Origin of the sequence: Nocardia coffeae, from assembly GCF_019890715.1 — a bacterium.
GTDB classification, from domain to species: Bacteria; Actinomycetota; Actinomycetes; order Mycobacteriales; family Mycobacteriaceae; genus Nocardia; species Nocardia jiangxiensis.
Map to the genome: position 1 here is coordinate 115,078 of NZ_JAINZY010000010.1, position 16,998 is coordinate 132,075.

Consider the following 16,998-nt stretch of genomic DNA (forward strand, 5'->3'; position numbering starts at 1 on the left):
CAGAAGACCTATGACCGCAGCAGCGTTGACCCCACCGGATACGACGAGTCCGGCGGCGTTGTCGGAGATGTACCGCAGGATGTTCCGGATCCGGCGGTTCGAGGAACAGGCCGCGCGCCTGTACGCCGACAGCCGGATACCCGGTTTCCTGCACCTGTCCATCGGGCAGGAGGCATCCGCCGTCGGGGCCTGCTGGCCGCTGGACGATCGCGACGTGGTCACCTCGACGCACCGCGGCCACGGGCACTGCATCGCCAAGGGTCTGGACGTCGAGGGCATGTTCGCCGAGCTGATGGGCAAGGAGACCGGAACCTGCAAGGGCCGTGGCGGTTCCATGCACATCGCCGATCCTCGCCGGGGCATCTTCGGCGCGAACGGCATCGTGGGCGCGGGCCTGCCGATCGCTGTCGGTGCGGGCACCGCGGCCCAGTTGCGGCGCGCCGGGGGAGTGGTGGTCGCCTTCTTCGGCGACGGCGCGGTAGCCCAGGGCGTCTTCCACGAAGCGGTCAACCTGGCCGCGGTGTGGAATCTGCCGGTGGTGTTCTGGTGTGAGAACAACGGCTATTCGGAATTCTCACCCGCCGCCGACCAGCACCGCGCGAGCCTGCGCGAGCGCGCGATCGGCTACGGCGTGGAGTTCCACGCGGTGGACGGCAACGATGTGCTCGCGGTGGCGGAGTTGCAGGGCGCGATCGTCGCCCGGGTGCGCGGCGGCGCGGGCCCGATCCTGGTCGAGGCGAGCACCTATCGCTGGCACGGACATTACGAGGGCGATCCCGAGAACTACCGGGACACCACCGAACTCGACGAGTGGAAGCGGCGCGATCCGCTGCTGATCCTGGGCGCGGGCATGCGCGCGCGCGGACTCGGCGATCACCTCGCGGCCATCGAGAGCGAGGTCGAGGCCGAGATCGCCGACGCGATCGAGAAGGCGACGGCCGCACCGTATCCGGCTCCGGAGACGGTCGCGGACTACGTCACCTCGCCGCGTCCGGAGCTGCCCGAACCCGCGGTGCCGGACACCGGAACCTGGAAGGTCATGCACGCGGTCACCAACGCGCTGACCAAGGAGCTCGAGGATGATCCGGCGGTATTCCTGGCCGGTATCGACGTCGGCAAGGGCGGCAACGTCTTCGCGCTGACTCGCGGTCTGGCACAACGTTTTCCGGATCGCGTGCGGGACACTCCGATCTCGGAGAGCGCCATCATGGGCACCGCCGTCGGCGCGGCCATGGCCGGATTCAAGCCGGTGGTCGAGCTGATGTACTTCGATTTCATCGGCGTCTGCCTGGACCAGCTGATGAATCAGGCGGCGAAGATGCGGTTCATGACCGGCGGCGCGGTGAGCGTCCCGCTGGTGGTGCGCACCCAGTTCGCCGCGGGGAAATCCTCGGGGAGTCAGCATTCCCAGAGCCTCGAGGCGCTGCTGGCGCACATTCCGGGGCTAACGGTGGTGATGCCCTCGACTCCCGCCGACACCTACGGGCTGCTGCGCGCGGCGATCCAGGACCCGAACCCGGTGGTGTTCATCGAGAACCGCCTGCTCTACGGCATGAAGGGGCCGCAGCCGCCGGCCGATCACATCGTTCCGCTGGGCAAGGCGATCGTGCGCCGTCCCGGTACCGATGTGACCGTGGTGTCCTATTCGAAGCCGATCCACGACTGTCTCGCGGTCGCCGAACGCCTTGCGGCAGAGGGGTTGTCGGTCGAGGTGATCGATCTGCGCACGATCAGCCCGCTGGATTTCGACACGGTACTGGCCTCACTGCGCAAGACCAATCGCCTGGTCGTCGTGCATCAGGCGGTGGGGGAGTTCGGGATCGGGGCCGAAATCGCGGCGCGTGCCGTGCGGGAGGGATTCTGGCATCTGGACGCGCCGGTGATCCGGGTGACCGCCGGTACCTCGCCCGCGCCGTATACGCCCGCTCTGGAGCAACTCTGGCTGCCGGATCAGGAGCGCATCGAGGCGGCGATCCGGGAGTCCTTCGATATGCGGTCCTGACACGCGGTTCTGACCAGCGCCGACATGTTAGATCGAATGGTCGGTACAGTATATGATCAGACTTTCGGCGCAAATCAGGCGAAAGAGAGGATCCGATGCCCCGCCCACCCGGACACGGCCCCGCCTACGAGGTCAAGCGGCAGGAGATCATCGATACCGCCGCGGAACTCTTCGCGCGGAAAGGTTATTCCGCCACGGGGATCGTCGAACTCGGCGACAAGGTCGGCCTCGCGAAAGGGGCGCTGTACTACTACATCGGCTCCAAGGAGAATCTGCTCGTCGAAATTCAGGAGCGGGTGCTGAACCCGCTCATCGACGCCGCGCTGCGGATCCTGGAGTCCGAGGCTCCGGCGCTGGTGAAACTGCGCCTGCTGTCCGGTGAACTGCTGAGCATGATCTTCGCGCGACTGGACCACATCTGGGTCTACGAGCACGACTATCGCCAGCTCACAGGTAAGAATCGCACCCGTATGCTGGAGCGGCGGCAAGCCTTCGAGGGGGTGGTGCGTGCGCTGCTGACCGCCGCCATGGACGAGGGCTCGATCCGCAGATCCGATCCGACCCTGGCCACGTTGCAGTTCCTCAATATGCACAACCACACTTATCAGTGGGTCAAGCCGGGGCAGAAGTGGGATGCGGAGTTCCTGTCCGCGACCTATTGCGCCACACTGTTCGGCGGATTTGCCGGGGGCGCTTGCGATCTGGCGGCAGTGGAAGCGGGCGTGGCGGTGTACCGCACCGCACCGGCCGCATAGCGGTAGCGATCTCGCGGCGAGTCTTGACAGGATTGCGGCGTATGGTTTCTTATACCGATTGTTCGGAATAACTTTTCCCGAACAATCGACGCCGATATCCGAAAGAGGCCGATCATGGGTTCGAGACTCGAGGGCAAGACGATTCTGGTGACCGGGGCCGGGGGAGCGCTCGGCTCGGCGGTTGCTCGCAGCTGTGCCGCGGAGGGGGCGGGCCTGGTACTGGCCGATCTGAACGTCGAGGGCGTGCGGGCACTTGCCGACGAGATCGGAACTTCGGGCGGGACGGCATCGGCGGAACGGCTCGATGTCACCGACGGCGACGAGTTCGACGCGCTGGTCGCGGCCTCCGCCGAGCGGTACGGCACGCTCGACGGCCTGGTGAACACCGCGGGCATCGTGTCCCCGAACGCGCGCATCCACAACCTGTCCACGCAGGATTTCGAACGCACCGTCTCGGTCAACCTGACCGGAACCTTTCACGCGATCCGGGCGGTGGCCCGCACCATGCGGAAGCGCTCGCCGGTGTCGATCGTGAACATCGCCTCGGTCAGCGGCCTGACCGCGTGGTCGTATGCCGCGCCCTATTGTGCGTCCAAGGCGGGCGTGATCCATCTGACCCGGGTGGCCGCGCTGGAATACGCCAAGGAGGGCATCCGGGTGAACGCGGTGTGCCCGGGTACCTTTCCGACGGCCCTGCACGACACGCTGCCCGCCGAGGCGATGCAGGCCATCGAGGCGAAGCATCCGCTGGGGCTGGGCTCTCCGGAAAACCTCACGGGTGCGGTCGTCTATCTCGCCAGCGATGAATCCTCCTGGGTCACAGGGCATTCGCTGGTGGTGGACGGCGGCTACTCGCTGCCGTGAGCGCCCACCTGTTTCGGGTGGATTGCTGGTTGTGAGCCACGCCAGAGTTTATTAGGCTAATCGGTACATGAAACTTCGAGGATTCTCCTCCCCACAGCGAGGCCGTGCATGTTCAACTTTGCCTCCGTGCTGGATCGCAGCGCGCACCGATACGCCGGCAGGGTCGCCCTGTCCGAAGCCGATCGTGAACTCACCCACGCGGAACTGTCCGTCCGCGTCCAGGCCCTGTCCGTCGCCCTGCGACAGCTGGGGCTGGGCGCGGGCGACATCGTCGCGGTACTGCTCTACAACCGGCTCGAGTTCGTCGAGATCATGTTGGCGGCCAACCGCATCGGGGCGGCCGTACTGCCACTGAACTACCGGCTCTCGCCGGCGGAGTGGCAGTTCATCCTGGAACACTCCGAGGCGGCCGCGATCCTGACCGAGGCCGAGTTCATCGGCAGTATGGACGATCTGACGCCGAAGCTGCCCGCTGTGCGACACAAGCTCAGTGTCGATGGCGCGAACGGGAGTTGGCTCGGGTACGAGAGCCTGCTGACCTCGAATCTCGGTTCGAGCGCGCCGATCGTGGATGTCGAACCCGATGCGCTGCAACGGCTGATGTACACCTCGGGCACCACCTCGCGGCCCAAGGGCGTGATGATCTCGCATGCGAATCTGATCTGGAAGAACCTCGCGCACATCCTCGAATTCGGCCTGACCGACGCCGACAACACCCTGGTCTGCGGTCCGCTCTACCACGTCGGCGGGATGGATCTGCCGGGCCTGGCCACGCTGCATGCCGGTGGACGGATGAGCCTGGTGCGCCGCTTCGACGCCGCAGCGGTGATGACGGCGATCGAGACGTTGCGGCCGACCAACGTGTGGCTCGCGCCGTCGATGATGAATGCCCTGCTGCAACTTCCGGACATTCTCGGGCGTGACACCTCGTCGATCCGGTTCATCACCGGCGGTGGTGAGAAGATGCCGATTCCGCTGCTGGATCGCATCGGCCGGGCGTTCCCGCAGGCATGGTTCGCCGATGCGTACGGTCTGACCGAGACGGTTTCCGGCGACACCGTGAACGATCCGGCACATATGCGGACCAAGGTCGGGTCGGTCGGGCGCCCGGTGGCCCACGTGCGCATCGCCGTACTCGACGACAACGGCGAACCGGTTCCGGCCGGCGAGCTGGGTGAGGTCGCCGTGCGCGGCCCCAAGGTGATGGCGGGATACTGGCGCGATCCGGAGGCCACTCGAAAAGCGCTGCGCGAGGGCTGGTTCCACACCGGCGACATCGGCAGGCTGGACGAGGACGGCTACCTCTACATCGAGGACCGCAAGAAGGACATGATCGTCTCGGGCGGTGAGAACATTGCCACTCCCGAGGTCGAGCGGGTGCTGTACGAGCATCCGGACGTGCTGGAGGCCGCCGTGATCGGCATGTCGCACCCGCGCTGGGGTGAGGTGCCCAAGGCATTCGTGGTGCTGCGTCCGGGAAGTTCGCTCGATGCCGCGACGCTGCAGGAGTTCTGCCGGGAACGTCTGGCGAAATACAAGGTCCCCGCGGAGATCCGCTACATCGATGCGCTGCCGCGCACGCCCTCGGGGAAGGTCCTCAAGCGCACTCTGCGCGACAGCGAAGCCTGAGCCGAGTCGGGCGCACGATGTTGCCGATCCATAGTGGTTTGATTGTACCGACCGATTGTTCTAATATTGACCTCAGGCGCATGCCGCAGAACGAGACAGGAGTCGTCCATGAGTCATTCCGACTGCGCGCACGTGCTGGTGGTCGGCGCATCCGCTGCCGGGCTGTCCACGGTGGAATCTCTGCGGCGCAAGGGGTATCAGGGTCAGATCACAGTGCTCGGCGACGAGTGGCATATGCCCTACGATCGTCCGCCGCTGTCCAAGCAGGTGCTCTCGGGCGCCTGGGAGTCCGACAAGGCTCAGCTGCGTTCCGCGGAGGACATCCGCTCGCTGGGAGCGGAATTCCTGCTCGGTGATGCCGCGACGGCGCTGAATGTCGAATCCCGCACGGTGCGCACGCAATCCGGGCGCGCCCTGAGAGCGGACGCGATCGTGATCGCCACCGGAGTTCGACCCCGCACTCTGCCCGGACAGCCTGACCTGGCCGGTGTGCATGTCATGCGCACCCTGGAGGACTCACTCGCACTGGGCGCCGCGCTGCGCGAGGGCGCCCGTCTGGTGGTGGTCGGCGAAGGCGTACTGGGTGCCGAGATCGCCGCTACCGCACGAACTCTCGGTGCCGAGGTCACCATCGCCGGACCACTGTCCGCGCCGATGGCGATGCAGGTCGGCCCGCTCGTCGCGGGCGTGCTCGGCGAACTGCACACCGAACGGGGTGTGCGGCTGCGGCTTGGTACGGGCGTGAGCGAGCTTCTGGGGCGCGAGGGCCGGGTCACCGGCGTGCGGTTGGCGAGCGGTGAGGAGTTGCCCGCCGATCTGGTGGTCGTCGCCATCGGCGCGATCCCGTGCACGCAATGGTTGCAGGACAGCGGGATTCGGCTGGACAACGGCGTGGTGTGCGATGCGCGCTGCCGCGCCGCCGACGGCGTGTACGCAGTCGGCGACGTCGCGCGCTGGGAGCACGAGAAGTTCGGGCTGATCCGGCTGGAGAACCGTACCAATGCCACCGAACAGGCCGCGGCCGTCGCCGAGACCATTCTGGGTTCGGACCGTCCGTACGTCCCGGTGCCGTACTTCTGGACCGATCAGTTCGACGCGAAGCTCCAGGTGCACGGCGTGCTGCGGCCCGAGGCGGAGGTGCAGGTCGTGGAGGGTGAGGTGGCGGCGCGACGTTTCGTCGCGGTGTACCGCACCGATGGCCTGGTGACCGGCGTCCTCGGCTGGAATATGCCCAAACAGACCCGGCTGCGCCGACAGGAGATCCTCGACGCGCTGTTCACCCCCAGCCCGATCAGCTGAATCCGACAGGAGTATGAGATGAAAGTCGTTATCGACGAAGAGAAGTGCGTTGCGGCCGGACAGTGCGTCGCCGCCGCGGCGGAGGTATTCGACCAGCGCGACGAAGACGGGATCGTGGTGCTGCTGAACGAGCATCCGCCCGCCGAACTCGCCGACGATGTCCGGCAAGCGGCGGCGGTATGTCCCGCGCTGGCCATCCGCATCGAGGAATAGGCGCACGGAACCGGAACCGGCACAACGAGATCGACGCTGTGTCGATGATCCGGTGAGGGAGTTAACCATGATCAAGATGATCGTGCTGATCAAACGCCGTCCGGATGTCAGCGCCGAGGAATTCGGCAGATACTACGAATACGAGCACGCGCCGCTGGCGGCGCGCATCCTTCCCGCACACGTGGCGGCGGCGATCAAGAACTACCGACAGGATCACGCGGTGCGCATCGGTCGCGGAAATACCGATCCGGCCTACGACTGTGTGACCGAGTTCGAGTTCGAAGATCTTGCCGGACTGCGGATCTGGGGCGAGTGGTATCGAGGCGAGGGTGGCGCGGCATTGCGTGTCGACGAGGAGAATTTCATGGATGTCGGTGAACGGGTGATCCTCGTGACCGAGGTGCGGCCGACCGAACTGGGTGCGCGATGCTAGCCGCCACGATCACCGGTGTGGACGCGTCGAATCCACTGTCGTGCCTGCGCGTCGGCGAGCATCCCGACCCGGTCGCGCCCGAGGGCTGGACCGTCGTGCGGGTGCGCGCGGCATCGCTCAATCACCACGACATCTGGTCGTTGCGGGGCGTCGGCACCCCCAAGGGCGCGCCGCTGCCGCGGGTGCTGGGCTGCGATGCCGCGGGCGTGGACGCGGAAGGCTGCGAGGTGATCATCCACGCGCTGATCAACAACCCGGACTGGGCGGGGGAGGAGATCCTCGACCCGGGCGTGACGATTCTGTCCGACCTGGTGGACGGCACCTTCGCCGAACGCGTCGCCGTTCCGCGCCGCAATCTGGTCGCCAAACCGGAGTCGCTGAGTTTCGAGCAGGCCGCCTGCCTGCCCACGGCCTGGGTGACCGCGTACCGGATGCTGTTCGTGCTCGCCGGTGCGAGCGCGGGCAGTACGGTCCTGGTGCAGGGCTCCGGGGGCGGGGTCGCGACGGCGGCGATCATGCTGGGCAGGGCGGCGGGTGTGCGGGTCTGGGTGACCGGACGTAGCGCCGAAAAGCGCGCTCGGGCTGTCGAACTGGGTGCGGATCAGGCGTTCGAGCCGGGCGTCCGGCTGCCCGAACGGGTCGATGCGGTACTCGAGACGGTCGGTGCGGCAACCTGGGCGCACTCGCTCAAGGCGGTTCGTCCGGGCGGTGCGATCGTGGTGGCCGGGATGACCTCCGGCAGTAATCCGCCGCTGGATCTCGAACGCGTCTACATGGCGAAATTGCGGATCGTCGGGACGACCATGGGAACCCGCGATGATCTCGAACAGCTGGTGAAGTTCGTGGCGGACAACGATATTCAGCCGCCCGTGCACTCGGTCCTGCCTTTGGCCGATGCTCGCGACGCATTCGAATCGATGCTGGCCGGCGAGCTGTTCGGCAAGGTGGTCCTGCAGCCGTAGAGCCGGATTCGGAAAGTGCCGGGCGAGAACGAATCTCGCCCGGCACTTCGGTGTACCGGTAACTCGCCGGCGATGCGGACATCCGGGAAGCCGGGCCCCGAGCACAGCATTGCGCCCCGAGCACAGCACTCGGGGCGGATGCCACTCAGAGCAGATAGCGTCCGCCGTTCACACTCAAGGTCGTCCCGGTGACGTAACCAGCTTCCTCTGAGGCGAGATAGGCCACCGCGTGGGCGATGTCCTCCGGGCTACCGGCCCGCCGCATCGGCATCGCGGAGGCGACCGCGCCGACGTTCACCGTGGCGCGGGTCAACGGGGTGTCGATGAAACCCGGGGGCACGTGGTTGACGGTGATTCCCTTGGTGGCGAATTCCATCGCCAGCGCTCGAGTAAGGCCGATGACCCCGCCCTTGGAGGCGGCGTAGTGGGCCATGCCGGGTGCGCCGGTTTGCGCCGAGGACGAGGAGATGTTGATGATCCGGCCCCAGCCCTCGGCCAGCATGTCGGAGACGAACTCTCGGGTGACCAGGAACGGGCCCTTCAGATTGATCCGGATCATCCGGTCCCAGGCGTCCTCGCTCATGATCGGAAAAGGTTCGACCGCGTTGATTCCCGCGTTGTTGACCAGGATCGTGACAGGGCCGAGCTCGCTCTGGGTCAGCGAGGCGGCATCGGCGACGGCATCGAGGTCGGCGGCGTCGCCTACCACGGCGACGGCCGTGCCACCCGCGGCCTGAATGGCTGCCACCGTCTTCTCCGCGCTTTCGGCATCCAGATCCCACACCGCGACCGCCGCGCCTTTCTCTGCGAGCACGGACGCGATGGCGGCGCCGATGCCGCGACCGCCGCCGGTGACGACGGCATTCCTGCCTCGTAGTGTCATGATCACTCCTTCTCGACGACCGTCGGCGGATCGCGGCGGTTAAGCAGGCTCAATTTTAGAACAACCGGTCGATACAATCAATGACGAATGTGACGAGACGCCCGGCCGTATGACGCCGGTATCCGAAAGTGGCCTCGCCGGAACGGATTCCGTCGAGGCCATCGCCGGGTGGTGGCTCGGCCGACTATCGAGTCGATGCGCTCACATCGTGAGGGACAGTTTCCGGCTCCGGAACAGCCAGGTCTGCCCGTCGCGGACCAGCAGATCCTCGTAACGCCCGAGGAGCTGGACGGCCCAGCCGTTCTCGCCGCGCAGGAGGAAGACCAGATCACTGGTGGCCGCCGCCTCGTCGGCGCTCCGGGAGGTGATCACGGTGTTGGCCGTCATGTGCCGCTGCGGCGCGGTCGGAATCATTCCGGCGTAGGCGGCACGAAGTGCCTCGTGCCCCTCGAAGACGCCGACACCGGCGATCTCGCTGCTGCCGTCGGCGCTGAACAGCGCGACGATGTCGTCGGTGCGGCCCGCGTCCAGGGCCTGGGTGTACGAGGCGATCGCGGTGTGCACGCCGTGGGCGACTTCGGCCGGGGTGGTTGCGTTCATCGTGTCTCTCCTGGATCAGGTCAGGTAGGTGGTCTTGCGGTGCTGGAACTGCCACACGCCGTCGCGTAGCCGCAGGGTGTCCTCGTAATGGCCGACAAGCTGTACGCCCCAACCGGATTCGCCGCGGGCGAACAGGGCCGCATCGCTCTCGGCGGTGGCTTCCTCCTCGCTCCACGAGGTGACGACGGTATTGGCGATGAAATGCCGGGAGGGTCCCGTCATCTGCGACGCCCACCCCTCGAAGGCGGCGCGGATGGCCTCGTGCCCGCGCAGCGGCTCCTGTCCGGGAACCTCGAGTACGCCGTCCGGGGTGTACTGCGCGACGACATCGTCGACCCTGCCCGCATCCTGCGCCTGGGTGTGCGCGCCGATCGTGGCGCGTATCCCGGCGGCGACCTCCGCAGCCGTTGGTTGGCTCATCGTTTTCTCCTGATTAGTTCATTTCGTTGACCGATCGGTACAATGCAAAATAGCATGGGGACCTCAGTCGATGCGGACTGTTTGACAGAAGGAGGACCACCCGTGACGAAGCGATGGAAGCAGCGGCCACCGGGATCGACCTGGGGTGACTGGGGCGAGGACGATCAGCTGGGCCGGATCAACCTGCTGACGCCGGAGAAGGTGCTGCAGGGTGTTCGCGAGGTCGAGCACGGAATCAGCTTCAGCCTGAGCCTGCCGCTGGACTACCCGGGCGGCAGCGCCATGAACCAGCGGCGCTACCCGCCGATCCTGCGGCCGACCGAGGACCTGCAGCACAATCAGGACACGTTCTACAACGTGATCGCCAAGGACAAGATCGATCCGACGTTCATCGATCTGTGGAGCGATGACATGGTGACGTTGTGGCTGCAGTACTCGACGCAGTGGGACGGTCTGGCGCATCAGGGCGCACTGTTCGACGCGGACGGTGACGGTGTCGCGGAACCGGTGTACTACAACGGATTCCGGCCCGGTGTCGAGATCGTCGGGCCGCAGGAGGACGCCAAGGGAGACGGCAGCGGCAGCGTCGCGTTCGCCAAGAACCTGGGTCTCGAGCATATGGCCGCGCACGGTGTGCAGGGCCGCGGCGTGCTCGTGGACGTCTCCCGGTTGGGCAAGGACTGGCAGCCGGTGAACCTGAAGATGTTGCAGGGCTTCATGGACGAGCAGAACGTCGTCGTGGAGCCGGGCGACATGCTCGTCTTCCACACCGGCTTCTGCGATCAGATCATGGCCTGGGAGAAGAACCCGGGACCCGAGATCCAGGCGATGTTCCCGTACCTGGACGCCGAGGACGAGTCCCTGCTGCGGTGGATCGACGAATCGCAGATCTCCGCGCTCATCTCGGACAACTACGCCGTGGAGGGATGGCCCGGACCCGACGAGGAGCCGCACACGCTGCTGCCGATCCACCACCTGTGCCTGTTCAAGCTCGGCGTTCCGCTCGGTGAGCTCTGGTACACCTCGGATCTGGCGAGCTGGCTGCGCGAGCACGGCCGGAATCGGTTCCTGCTCACCGCGCCGCCGCTGCGGCTGCCCGGGACGATGGGCAGTCCGCTCACGCCGGTCGCGACCGTCTGAGTACTGGTACGAGGGTCGGGTGAGGGCCCGTTCGGGGTGGGTGAGGTATCGCCGCACCCCGAACGGGACGATGACGGATGGCGAGGGGAACGGGATCATGTCGGCAACGCGAACCGAGCGGGGTAAGACCGCGCGCTACTACCGCAAGCGCGAACAGGTGGTGAACGTCGCGGTCGAGCTGTTCTCCCGAAATGGTTATGCGAGTACGGGAGTCGCGGATATCGGCGAGGCCGCCGGGCTGGCCCGCGGCGCGCTCTACTACTACATCGGTTCGAAGGAGGCGCTGCTCGCCGAGATCCACGACCTGGTCATGGATCCGCTGCTCACCGAGGCGTCCGCGATCGTGCACGCGGACATAGGTTTTCAGGCCCGGCTGCGGTTGCTGTCGGAATCGCTGCTGCGCCAGATCGTGCACCGCCAGGACCATGTCCGGGTGTTCCTGCACGAATATCGCCAGTTGCGCGGTGAGCATCGGGTCCGGTTCCGGGGCAAGCGACGATACTTCGAATCGCAGATTCTGTCGGTGCTCGCCGACGGCGAACGTGCGGGCGCACTGCGGGTTCGGGATCTGGAGCTGGCGATGCTCACCTTCCTGAACCTGCACAACTACACCTACCAGTGGCTCGATCGCCGCAAGGGGCTGACGGTCGCCGAACTCGCCGGTTTCTACTGCGAGTTGTTCCTGAACGGCATTCTCGCCGAGCCGATCGATCCGGACGCGTTCGAGGCCGAATTGGCCCACGGACGTTCCGTGCTCGGTGTGCTGGTGGACAAGGGGCTCGACCACTGAGTGTGGCCGGAGCCGTGGCGCCGGTTCACGGACCTGCGACGATGCGTGCTTCCGTTCGATGAGATGGGAGCCCTGGAGCGATCTCCAGTCTGGTATCGGTCGCGCTGCTGCGTCGGCATCACACCGTGGATCCCATGCGGCCGGACGTGAAGTTCCTCTTCAACGAATGTGCCGACGAGAACATGCATTCACTGATGTTCGTCAACGCCCTGGAAAGTCTGGGGGTGCGGTACTACCGGCTCGATCGCTCCATGGCCTTTCTCGGCTGGCTGTTCCGGACCTTCGCGTGGGACGAGGTCGCCTACGGGATCGTGCTGGTGGGCGAGCAGATGTTCGATGTCATGCAACGCGATTGGATGATCGACGACCGCGTCGCCGAACCGATCAGACGAACCTCCTACGTACATGTCGTCGAAGAGTCGCGGCATATGGCCTTCGCGCGGGAGAAGCTGCGGGAGCGGCTGTTTCGTGCGAGCCGACTCAGGCGCGTGCTCAGCATGCTGGTCATCGCCATCGGTGCGCATCTCATCGCCAAAGGTCTGGTGAATCCCGCGCTGTATCGCGAGGCCGAATTGGATTGGGCAGCGGTCCGGCGGGATATCGATCGCAACGAGCATCATCGGCTGATGTTCCGGCGCGCGGCCGAGCCCCTGATCGTCTTCCTGGACAAAGAGGGATTGCTCAATTCCGTGACGCGGCTGGACGTCGTGGCGAGTATGGTGCGCGGCCGTGTCGAAACCGTTGCCGGAGAGTCGATCACGCGGATCCGGGTGATTTCCCGATCGGCTCCGGGCCGGCCCTCGTTCACCGCGTCGGCGCTCCACGAACTCGCCGAACTGGGCGCGGTGCCGGTAGTGGATCGCGGCGCGGAACTCCTTCCGGAGCCGTTGCGGCGCTTGCTTTCCGACCGCGTCGCCGATGAGATCGCCGGGCGCACCACGGTGACCTTGTCCTTCGGGAACGAGGTGACCGCGTGTTGCCCCACCGGTTCGGGAGTGCGAGTGCTCACCGCTACCGGCCGGGTGTTCGCGGCGGATTCGGTGGTGTGCGCCATGGGTTTCACCGCCGCGGTGCTCGACGGCGTGCCGATGCGCCCGGACGGGGTCGTATCGAACGGCGGCGGGCGGGTGGTCTGCCCGGACAGTGGCGTGCCGGTGGCCGGGTTGTACGTGGTCGGCTGGGCCAAGCGGGGCGCGAAGGGGGGCCTCGGGGACAACCGACGATGCGCTGCGGAAACCGTCGACAAGATCGTGGCGGATATGACGGCCGAGGTCAGCGGCCGTTGAATCGGGCCTTGCGGGGACCGTCGGTGAGGAAGCTGTGCAGTCCGTGCCGCCCGTCCTCGGTGGCGAAGCAGCGGGTGATCAGGTCGGCCTCCAAGGCCAGGCCCTGCTCGATCGGGAGGTCGAAGCCCTCGTCGATGGCCTGTTTGGCGTAGCGTAGCGCGATCGGGCCGCGGGCGTACTCGAGCGCTCGCTCGATCGCGGTATCCAGGACGTCGGCGTCGGGAACCACCTGATCCACCAGGCCGATGTTCAGTGCCTCCGCGGCGTCCACGAAGCGGCCGGACAGGACGAGGTCCTTGGCGCGGGCTACGCCGATGGTGCGGGAAAGACGTTGGGTACCACCGGATCCCGGTATGATGCCGAGGGTGGTCTCGGGTAGTCCGAAGGTTGCGCCCTCGCCCGCGATGCGGAAATCGGCGGCCAGTGCCAGCTCGCATCCGCCGCCGAGCGCGTAGCCGCGGATCGCGGCGACAGTGATCTGTGGTGCGGTGGCCAGCAGGTGAAAGGCGTTCTGCAACACCCGGTTCCGCCGATCGAACGCATCGGTGCTCAGGTCGACCATTTCCTTCACATCCGCGCCCGCCGCGAAATGCTTGCCGTCGCCGGTGATGACGATCGCGGAGTAGGCGGTCTCGCCGTGCAGGGATCGCGCGTGCGTCTCGAGCAGATCCCACATCCGCTGATCCAGGGCGTTCACCGGCGGGCGGTCGATATGCAGGATGCCCAGTCGCGACTCGTCGGGATGGGGTTCGATCCGCACCGCTGCGGATGTGCTCTCGCTGGTCACTTCGTGCCTCCGATCGGGTTCCGCCCGACTTTAGTGTACCGATCGGTCGAAGTAAGGTGTGCCCCGCTGGATGAGTTGGTCGACGCTGTTCCGGAGGCGGAGTCCGGCGGGCGGGGAAGGGTGCGCGGCAATCCCGGTATTCTCGAACCGCCGGGATCGCCGACATCGTGATGGGTTGTGCCGCCACGATATTCGGGAGCTGCGTTGCCGGGGGTTGCCCCCCGATTGCCGCTGAGCGAGACGCGGCCTGCGGGGAGGATCTCGTCCCCCGTCTGTTTTCCGGTCAGTGGGAAACGGTCGATGAAGCAATGTGTGGGTGGTCACACTTCGGGTCGATCCTTTGGAAACCCGATGAGGGGTGGCTCTATGCACATCAGAACGTCCGCGGCGGTCCGCGGAGAATCGAGTTCCGGTCCGGTGACCGGTATCGCGCGGGCCGGTGCGCTCGCGACGGCCGTCGCTGCGGCGGCGGTGGCCGCTGCCACGGTGGGCGCATCACCCGCATCCGCCGAACAGCCTGCGGCCCAGCCGAATTCGGCGCAGCCTGCGGCTCCCGCCGCGCCGGTGGATCCGGCTGCCGAATACAACAAGGCATTCACCATGCTTGCGGGCGCGTACGGCAACGACAGCAATGTCGGGCGTACTGTCGGCGCGGTCACCGGAGCAGCGGTCGGTTGTGGCGTCGGCGCGGTGACCGGTGGGTCGCTCACCATGCTCGTGTCCGCGGGCACCCTGACCCCGCTCGGCGCGGTCGGTGGCTGCATCATCGGCGCGGGCACCTTCGGCTTCTTCGGCGGCGCTATCGGTGGTGCGGTGACGGGTCTTCCGGCCGTGGCCGCGGCCTGGCCGCAGGCGTACAGCGAACTGCACTCCAACGGCCTGGTCGCCGCGCCCGTACCGGCGCCCCAATCGTAGAAACGAGCGATCGATGAACAAGAAGACTCAGATGGCTGCCCTGTCGGCCATGGCCGCGGTTGCGGTGGCGACCGCGACCGGCACCGCGAGCGCCTCCGGCCCGGCCGCGGAACAGGTTGCGGCAAAGACGGTTACGCCCGCGCAGCCGGTCGATCAGGCTCCCGCGCAGCAGCCGGGCGACTTCAACTCCAACCTGCACGCGGCGTGGGAGGCCGCCAACACCGCGGCAGGTATCGCGACTGGGCCCGGTGTCGCCGCCGGCACGGTGATCGGCGTGGCGGTCGGTTGCCCGCTGGGTGCGATCACCGGCGGAACGCTGATGGCGATTCCGACCGCCGGGACACTCAGCATCCCGGCCGCCGCCGCCGGCTGCCTGGTGGGCAGTGCCGCGGTCGGTGGTCTGGGCGCGGTGCTGGGCGGTGCGGCGCTGGCCGTCCCGGCCGGGATCTACTCCGGTGTGACCACGTTCAACTCGCTGCAGGCCAAGTCCGCGGCCGGTGGCGGTGCGCCCGCCCCGGCCCCGGCGCCCGCCAACGGCTGATCACGACAGTCGTTGCGCGACGAGCCCCGCCCGTCTTTCTCATCCGGGCGGGGCTTCGTCGTGTCGGGTGGTGTCAGTGGACTGTTTCGCGGTCCAGGGCGCGGACGATGTCCTGGACGCGGTCCTTGGCGTCGCCGAAGAGCATTCGGGTGTTGTCGCGGAAGAACAGCGGGTTCTGCAGGCCCGCGTATCCGGCGGCCATGGAGCGTTTGAACACGATGACGTTCTCGGATTCCCATACCCGCAGTACCGGCATTCCGGCGATCGGGCTGCCGGGTTCCTGGGCGGCGGGGTTCACGGTGTCGTTCGCGCCGATGACGAGAACGACTGTGGTGTCGGTGAAGTCGTCGTTGATCTCGTCCATCTCCAACACGATGTCGTACGGGACTTTCGCCTCGGCCAGGAGCACGTTCATGTGGCCGGGCAGGCGTCCGGCGACCGGGTGGATGCCGAATCGCACCCGTACCCCGCGCCCGCGCAGTGCCCCGACGAGTTCGGCGACCGGGTACTGGGCTTGGGCGACGGCCATGCCGTAGCCGGGCACGATGACCACCGAACTGGCACCGTCGAGCAGTTCGGCGGTCTCGGTGGCACTGGTCTCGTGGTATTCGCCGTACTCGGCATCGGTGCCGGTACTTGCCTGGATGCCGAATCCTCCGGCGATCACGGACAGGAACGAGCGGTTCATCGCGGTGCACATGATGTAGGACAGGTACGCGCCCGAGGAGCCGACCAGTGCGCCGGTGACGATCAGCAGATCGTTGTTCAGCAGGAACCCCGAAGCTGCTGCGGCCCAACCGGAATAGCTGTTGAGCATCGAGACGACCACGGGCATGTCCCCGCCGCCGATCGAGGCGACCAGATGCCAGCCCAGCGCGAGCGCGAGAACCGTCACCGCGATCAACAGCCCGATATTCGGCGAGACCACGAACCACGCGGTCAACGCGACGAACACCACCAGCGCACCGAGATTCAGAATGTTCTTGCCTGGCAACATCAGTGGCGCGGATCCGATCCGCGCGGACAGCTTGAGGAAGGCCACGAGCGACCCGGTGACGGTGACCGCGCCGATGAAAACGCCGATGAACACCTCCGCGTCGTGGATCCGCACCAGATTGCCGGGAATATCGCCGGACGCGAGGTACCCGTTCCAGCCGACAAGCACCGCACCGAGCCCGACGAAGCTGTGCAGCAACGCGATGAGCTGCGGCATGCCGGTCATCTCGACGCGCGCGGCCCGGGTCAGTCCGGTGAGCGCGCCGAGCGCCACGGCGACGACGAACAGCGCGACGGCGAGCAGCCCGGATGCGTGCACGATCAGCACGAGGGTGGCCGCGAGCGCGATGGTCATGCCCGTGATGCCGAACGTCGTTCCGCGACGGGCTGTCTCGTGCCGGGACAGGCCCGCGAGACTCGCGATGAACAGCAGGGCGGCGATGATGTACGCGGCGGTGGCCGCGCCGGATATGGTCATAGGCC

General features: G+C 66.7%; 18 protein-coding genes. 13 read left to right on the forward strand and 5 right to left on the reverse strand.

Annotation, left to right across the window (positions count from 1 at the left end):
• The first annotated feature begins 10 nt into the window (after positions 1–10).
• The 8 genes from K7711_RS31000 to K7711_RS31035 all read left to right on the forward strand — a co-directional run bounded on the left by K7711_RS31000 (position 11) and on the right by K7711_RS31035 (position 8,157).
• Complete coding sequence (locus tag K7711_RS31000; RefSeq protein WP_222973498.1) at positions 11–2,002, forward strand: alpha-ketoacid dehydrogenase subunit alpha/beta; 1,992 nt, start codon at positions 11–13, stop codon at positions 2,000–2,002.
• Between the two features lie 95 nt (positions 2,003–2,097).
• The gene (locus K7711_RS31005) at positions 2,098–2,757 is read left to right on the forward strand and encodes a TetR/AcrR family transcriptional regulator (protein WP_222973500.1); all 660 of its coding nucleotides are present in this window, start codon (positions 2,098–2,100) and stop codon (positions 2,755–2,757) included.
• Between the two features lie 114 nt (positions 2,758–2,871).
• Positions 2,872–3,621, forward strand: coding sequence for an SDR family NAD(P)-dependent oxidoreductase (locus K7711_RS31010; RefSeq protein WP_222973502.1), 750 nt, complete (start codon positions 2,872–2,874; stop codon positions 3,619–3,621).
• A 108-nt stretch (positions 3,622–3,729) separates the two neighbouring features.
• On the forward strand, positions 3,730–5,250 hold the full coding sequence (locus tag K7711_RS31015; protein WP_222973504.1) for an acyl-CoA synthetase: 1,521 nt from the start codon (positions 3,730–3,732) through the stop codon (positions 5,248–5,250).
• A 108-nt stretch (positions 5,251–5,358) separates the two neighbouring features.
• The gene (locus K7711_RS31020) at positions 5,359–6,549 is read left to right on the forward strand and encodes an NAD(P)/FAD-dependent oxidoreductase (protein WP_222973506.1); all 1,191 of its coding nucleotides are present in this window, start codon (positions 5,359–5,361) and stop codon (positions 6,547–6,549) included.
• Between the two features lie 18 nt (positions 6,550–6,567).
• Positions 6,568–6,762, forward strand: a complete 195-nt coding sequence (locus K7711_RS31025; RefSeq protein WP_222973508.1) for a ferredoxin — start codon at positions 6,568–6,570, stop codon at positions 6,760–6,762.
• A 67-nt stretch (positions 6,763–6,829) separates the two neighbouring features.
• Positions 6,830–7,195 (forward strand): EthD domain-containing protein, encoded by a 366-nt coding sequence (locus K7711_RS31030; RefSeq protein ID WP_222973510.1) that lies wholly within the window; start codon positions 6,830–6,832, stop codon positions 7,193–7,195.
• Positions 7,189–8,157: a zinc-binding dehydrogenase gene (locus K7711_RS31035; RefSeq protein ID WP_222973512.1), complete on the forward strand. Its 969-nt coding sequence runs from the start codon at positions 7,189–7,191 to the stop codon at positions 8,155–8,157. Before K7711_RS31030 ends, K7711_RS31035 begins: the two co-directional genes overlap by 7 nt.
• Positions 8,158–8,302: 145 nt before the next feature.
• Here the strand turns inward: K7711_RS31035 and K7711_RS31040 are convergent, their stop codons facing one another.
• From K7711_RS31040 to K7711_RS31050, 3 genes are all read right to left on the reverse strand, one after another.
• The gene (locus K7711_RS31040) at positions 8,303–9,040 is read right to left on the reverse strand and encodes an SDR family oxidoreductase (protein ID WP_222973514.1); all 738 of its coding nucleotides are present in this window, start codon (positions 9,038–9,040) and stop codon (positions 8,303–8,305) included.
• 201 nt (positions 9,041–9,241) lie between these two features.
• Positions 9,242–9,640, reverse strand: a complete 399-nt coding sequence (locus K7711_RS31045) for a nuclear transport factor 2 family protein (protein WP_222973516.1) — start codon at positions 9,638–9,640, stop codon at positions 9,242–9,244.
• Between the two features lie 15 nt (positions 9,641–9,655).
• On the reverse strand, positions 9,656–10,060 hold the full coding sequence (locus K7711_RS31050; protein ID WP_222973518.1) for a nuclear transport factor 2 family protein: 405 nt from the start codon (positions 10,058–10,060) through the stop codon (positions 9,656–9,658).
• Positions 10,061–10,162: 102 nt separating this feature from the next.
• Between K7711_RS31050 and K7711_RS31055 the strand changes: the two genes are divergently transcribed.
• The 3 genes from K7711_RS31055 (at position 10,163) to K7711_RS31065 (ending at position 13,276) form a co-directional block, all read left to right on the forward strand.
• A complete protein-coding gene (locus tag K7711_RS31055; RefSeq protein WP_308015032.1) occupies positions 10,163–11,200 on the forward strand; it encodes a cyclase family protein in 1,038 nt (345 codons plus the stop codon).
• A 97-nt stretch (positions 11,201–11,297) separates the two neighbouring features.
• Positions 11,298–11,990 (forward strand): TetR/AcrR family transcriptional regulator, encoded by a 693-nt coding sequence (locus K7711_RS31060; protein ID WP_222973526.1) that lies wholly within the window; start codon positions 11,298–11,300, stop codon positions 11,988–11,990.
• A gap of 107 nt (positions 11,991–12,097) precedes the next feature.
• A complete protein-coding gene (locus K7711_RS31065; protein WP_268929529.1) occupies positions 12,098–13,276 on the forward strand; it encodes a diiron oxygenase in 1,179 nt (392 codons plus the stop codon).
• On the opposite strand, the gene K7711_RS31070 is transcribed toward K7711_RS31065, so the two are convergent.
• Positions 13,263–14,063, reverse strand: a complete 801-nt coding sequence (locus K7711_RS31070; RefSeq protein WP_308015033.1) for an enoyl-CoA hydratase/isomerase family protein — start codon at positions 14,061–14,063, stop codon at positions 13,263–13,265. The two genes, K7711_RS31065 and K7711_RS31070, sit on opposite strands and share 14 nt — an antisense overlap.
• A 366-nt stretch (positions 14,064–14,429) precedes the next feature.
• Between K7711_RS31070 and K7711_RS31075 the strand changes: the two genes are divergently transcribed.
• Together K7711_RS31075 and K7711_RS31080 are read left to right on the forward strand one after the other, a co-directional pair.
• The gene (locus K7711_RS31075; RefSeq protein ID WP_222973529.1) at positions 14,430–14,978 is read left to right on the forward strand and encodes a hypothetical protein; all 549 of its coding nucleotides are present in this window, start codon (positions 14,430–14,432) and stop codon (positions 14,976–14,978) included.
• Positions 14,979–14,991: 13 nt separating this feature from the next.
• Positions 14,992–15,519 carry a hypothetical protein gene (locus tag K7711_RS31080; protein WP_222973530.1) on the forward strand — a complete coding sequence of 176 codons (528 nt, stop codon included), beginning with the start codon at positions 14,992–14,994 and terminating at the stop codon, positions 15,517–15,519.
• Between the two features lie 73 nt (positions 15,520–15,592).
• On the opposite strand, the gene pntB is transcribed toward K7711_RS31080, so the two are convergent.
• Positions 15,593–16,993: a Re/Si-specific NAD(P)(+) transhydrogenase subunit beta gene (gene pntB / locus K7711_RS31085; protein ID WP_222973551.1), complete on the reverse strand. Its 1,401-nt coding sequence runs from the start codon at positions 16,991–16,993 to the stop codon at positions 15,593–15,595.
• Positions 16,994–16,998: the final 5 nt, after the last annotated feature.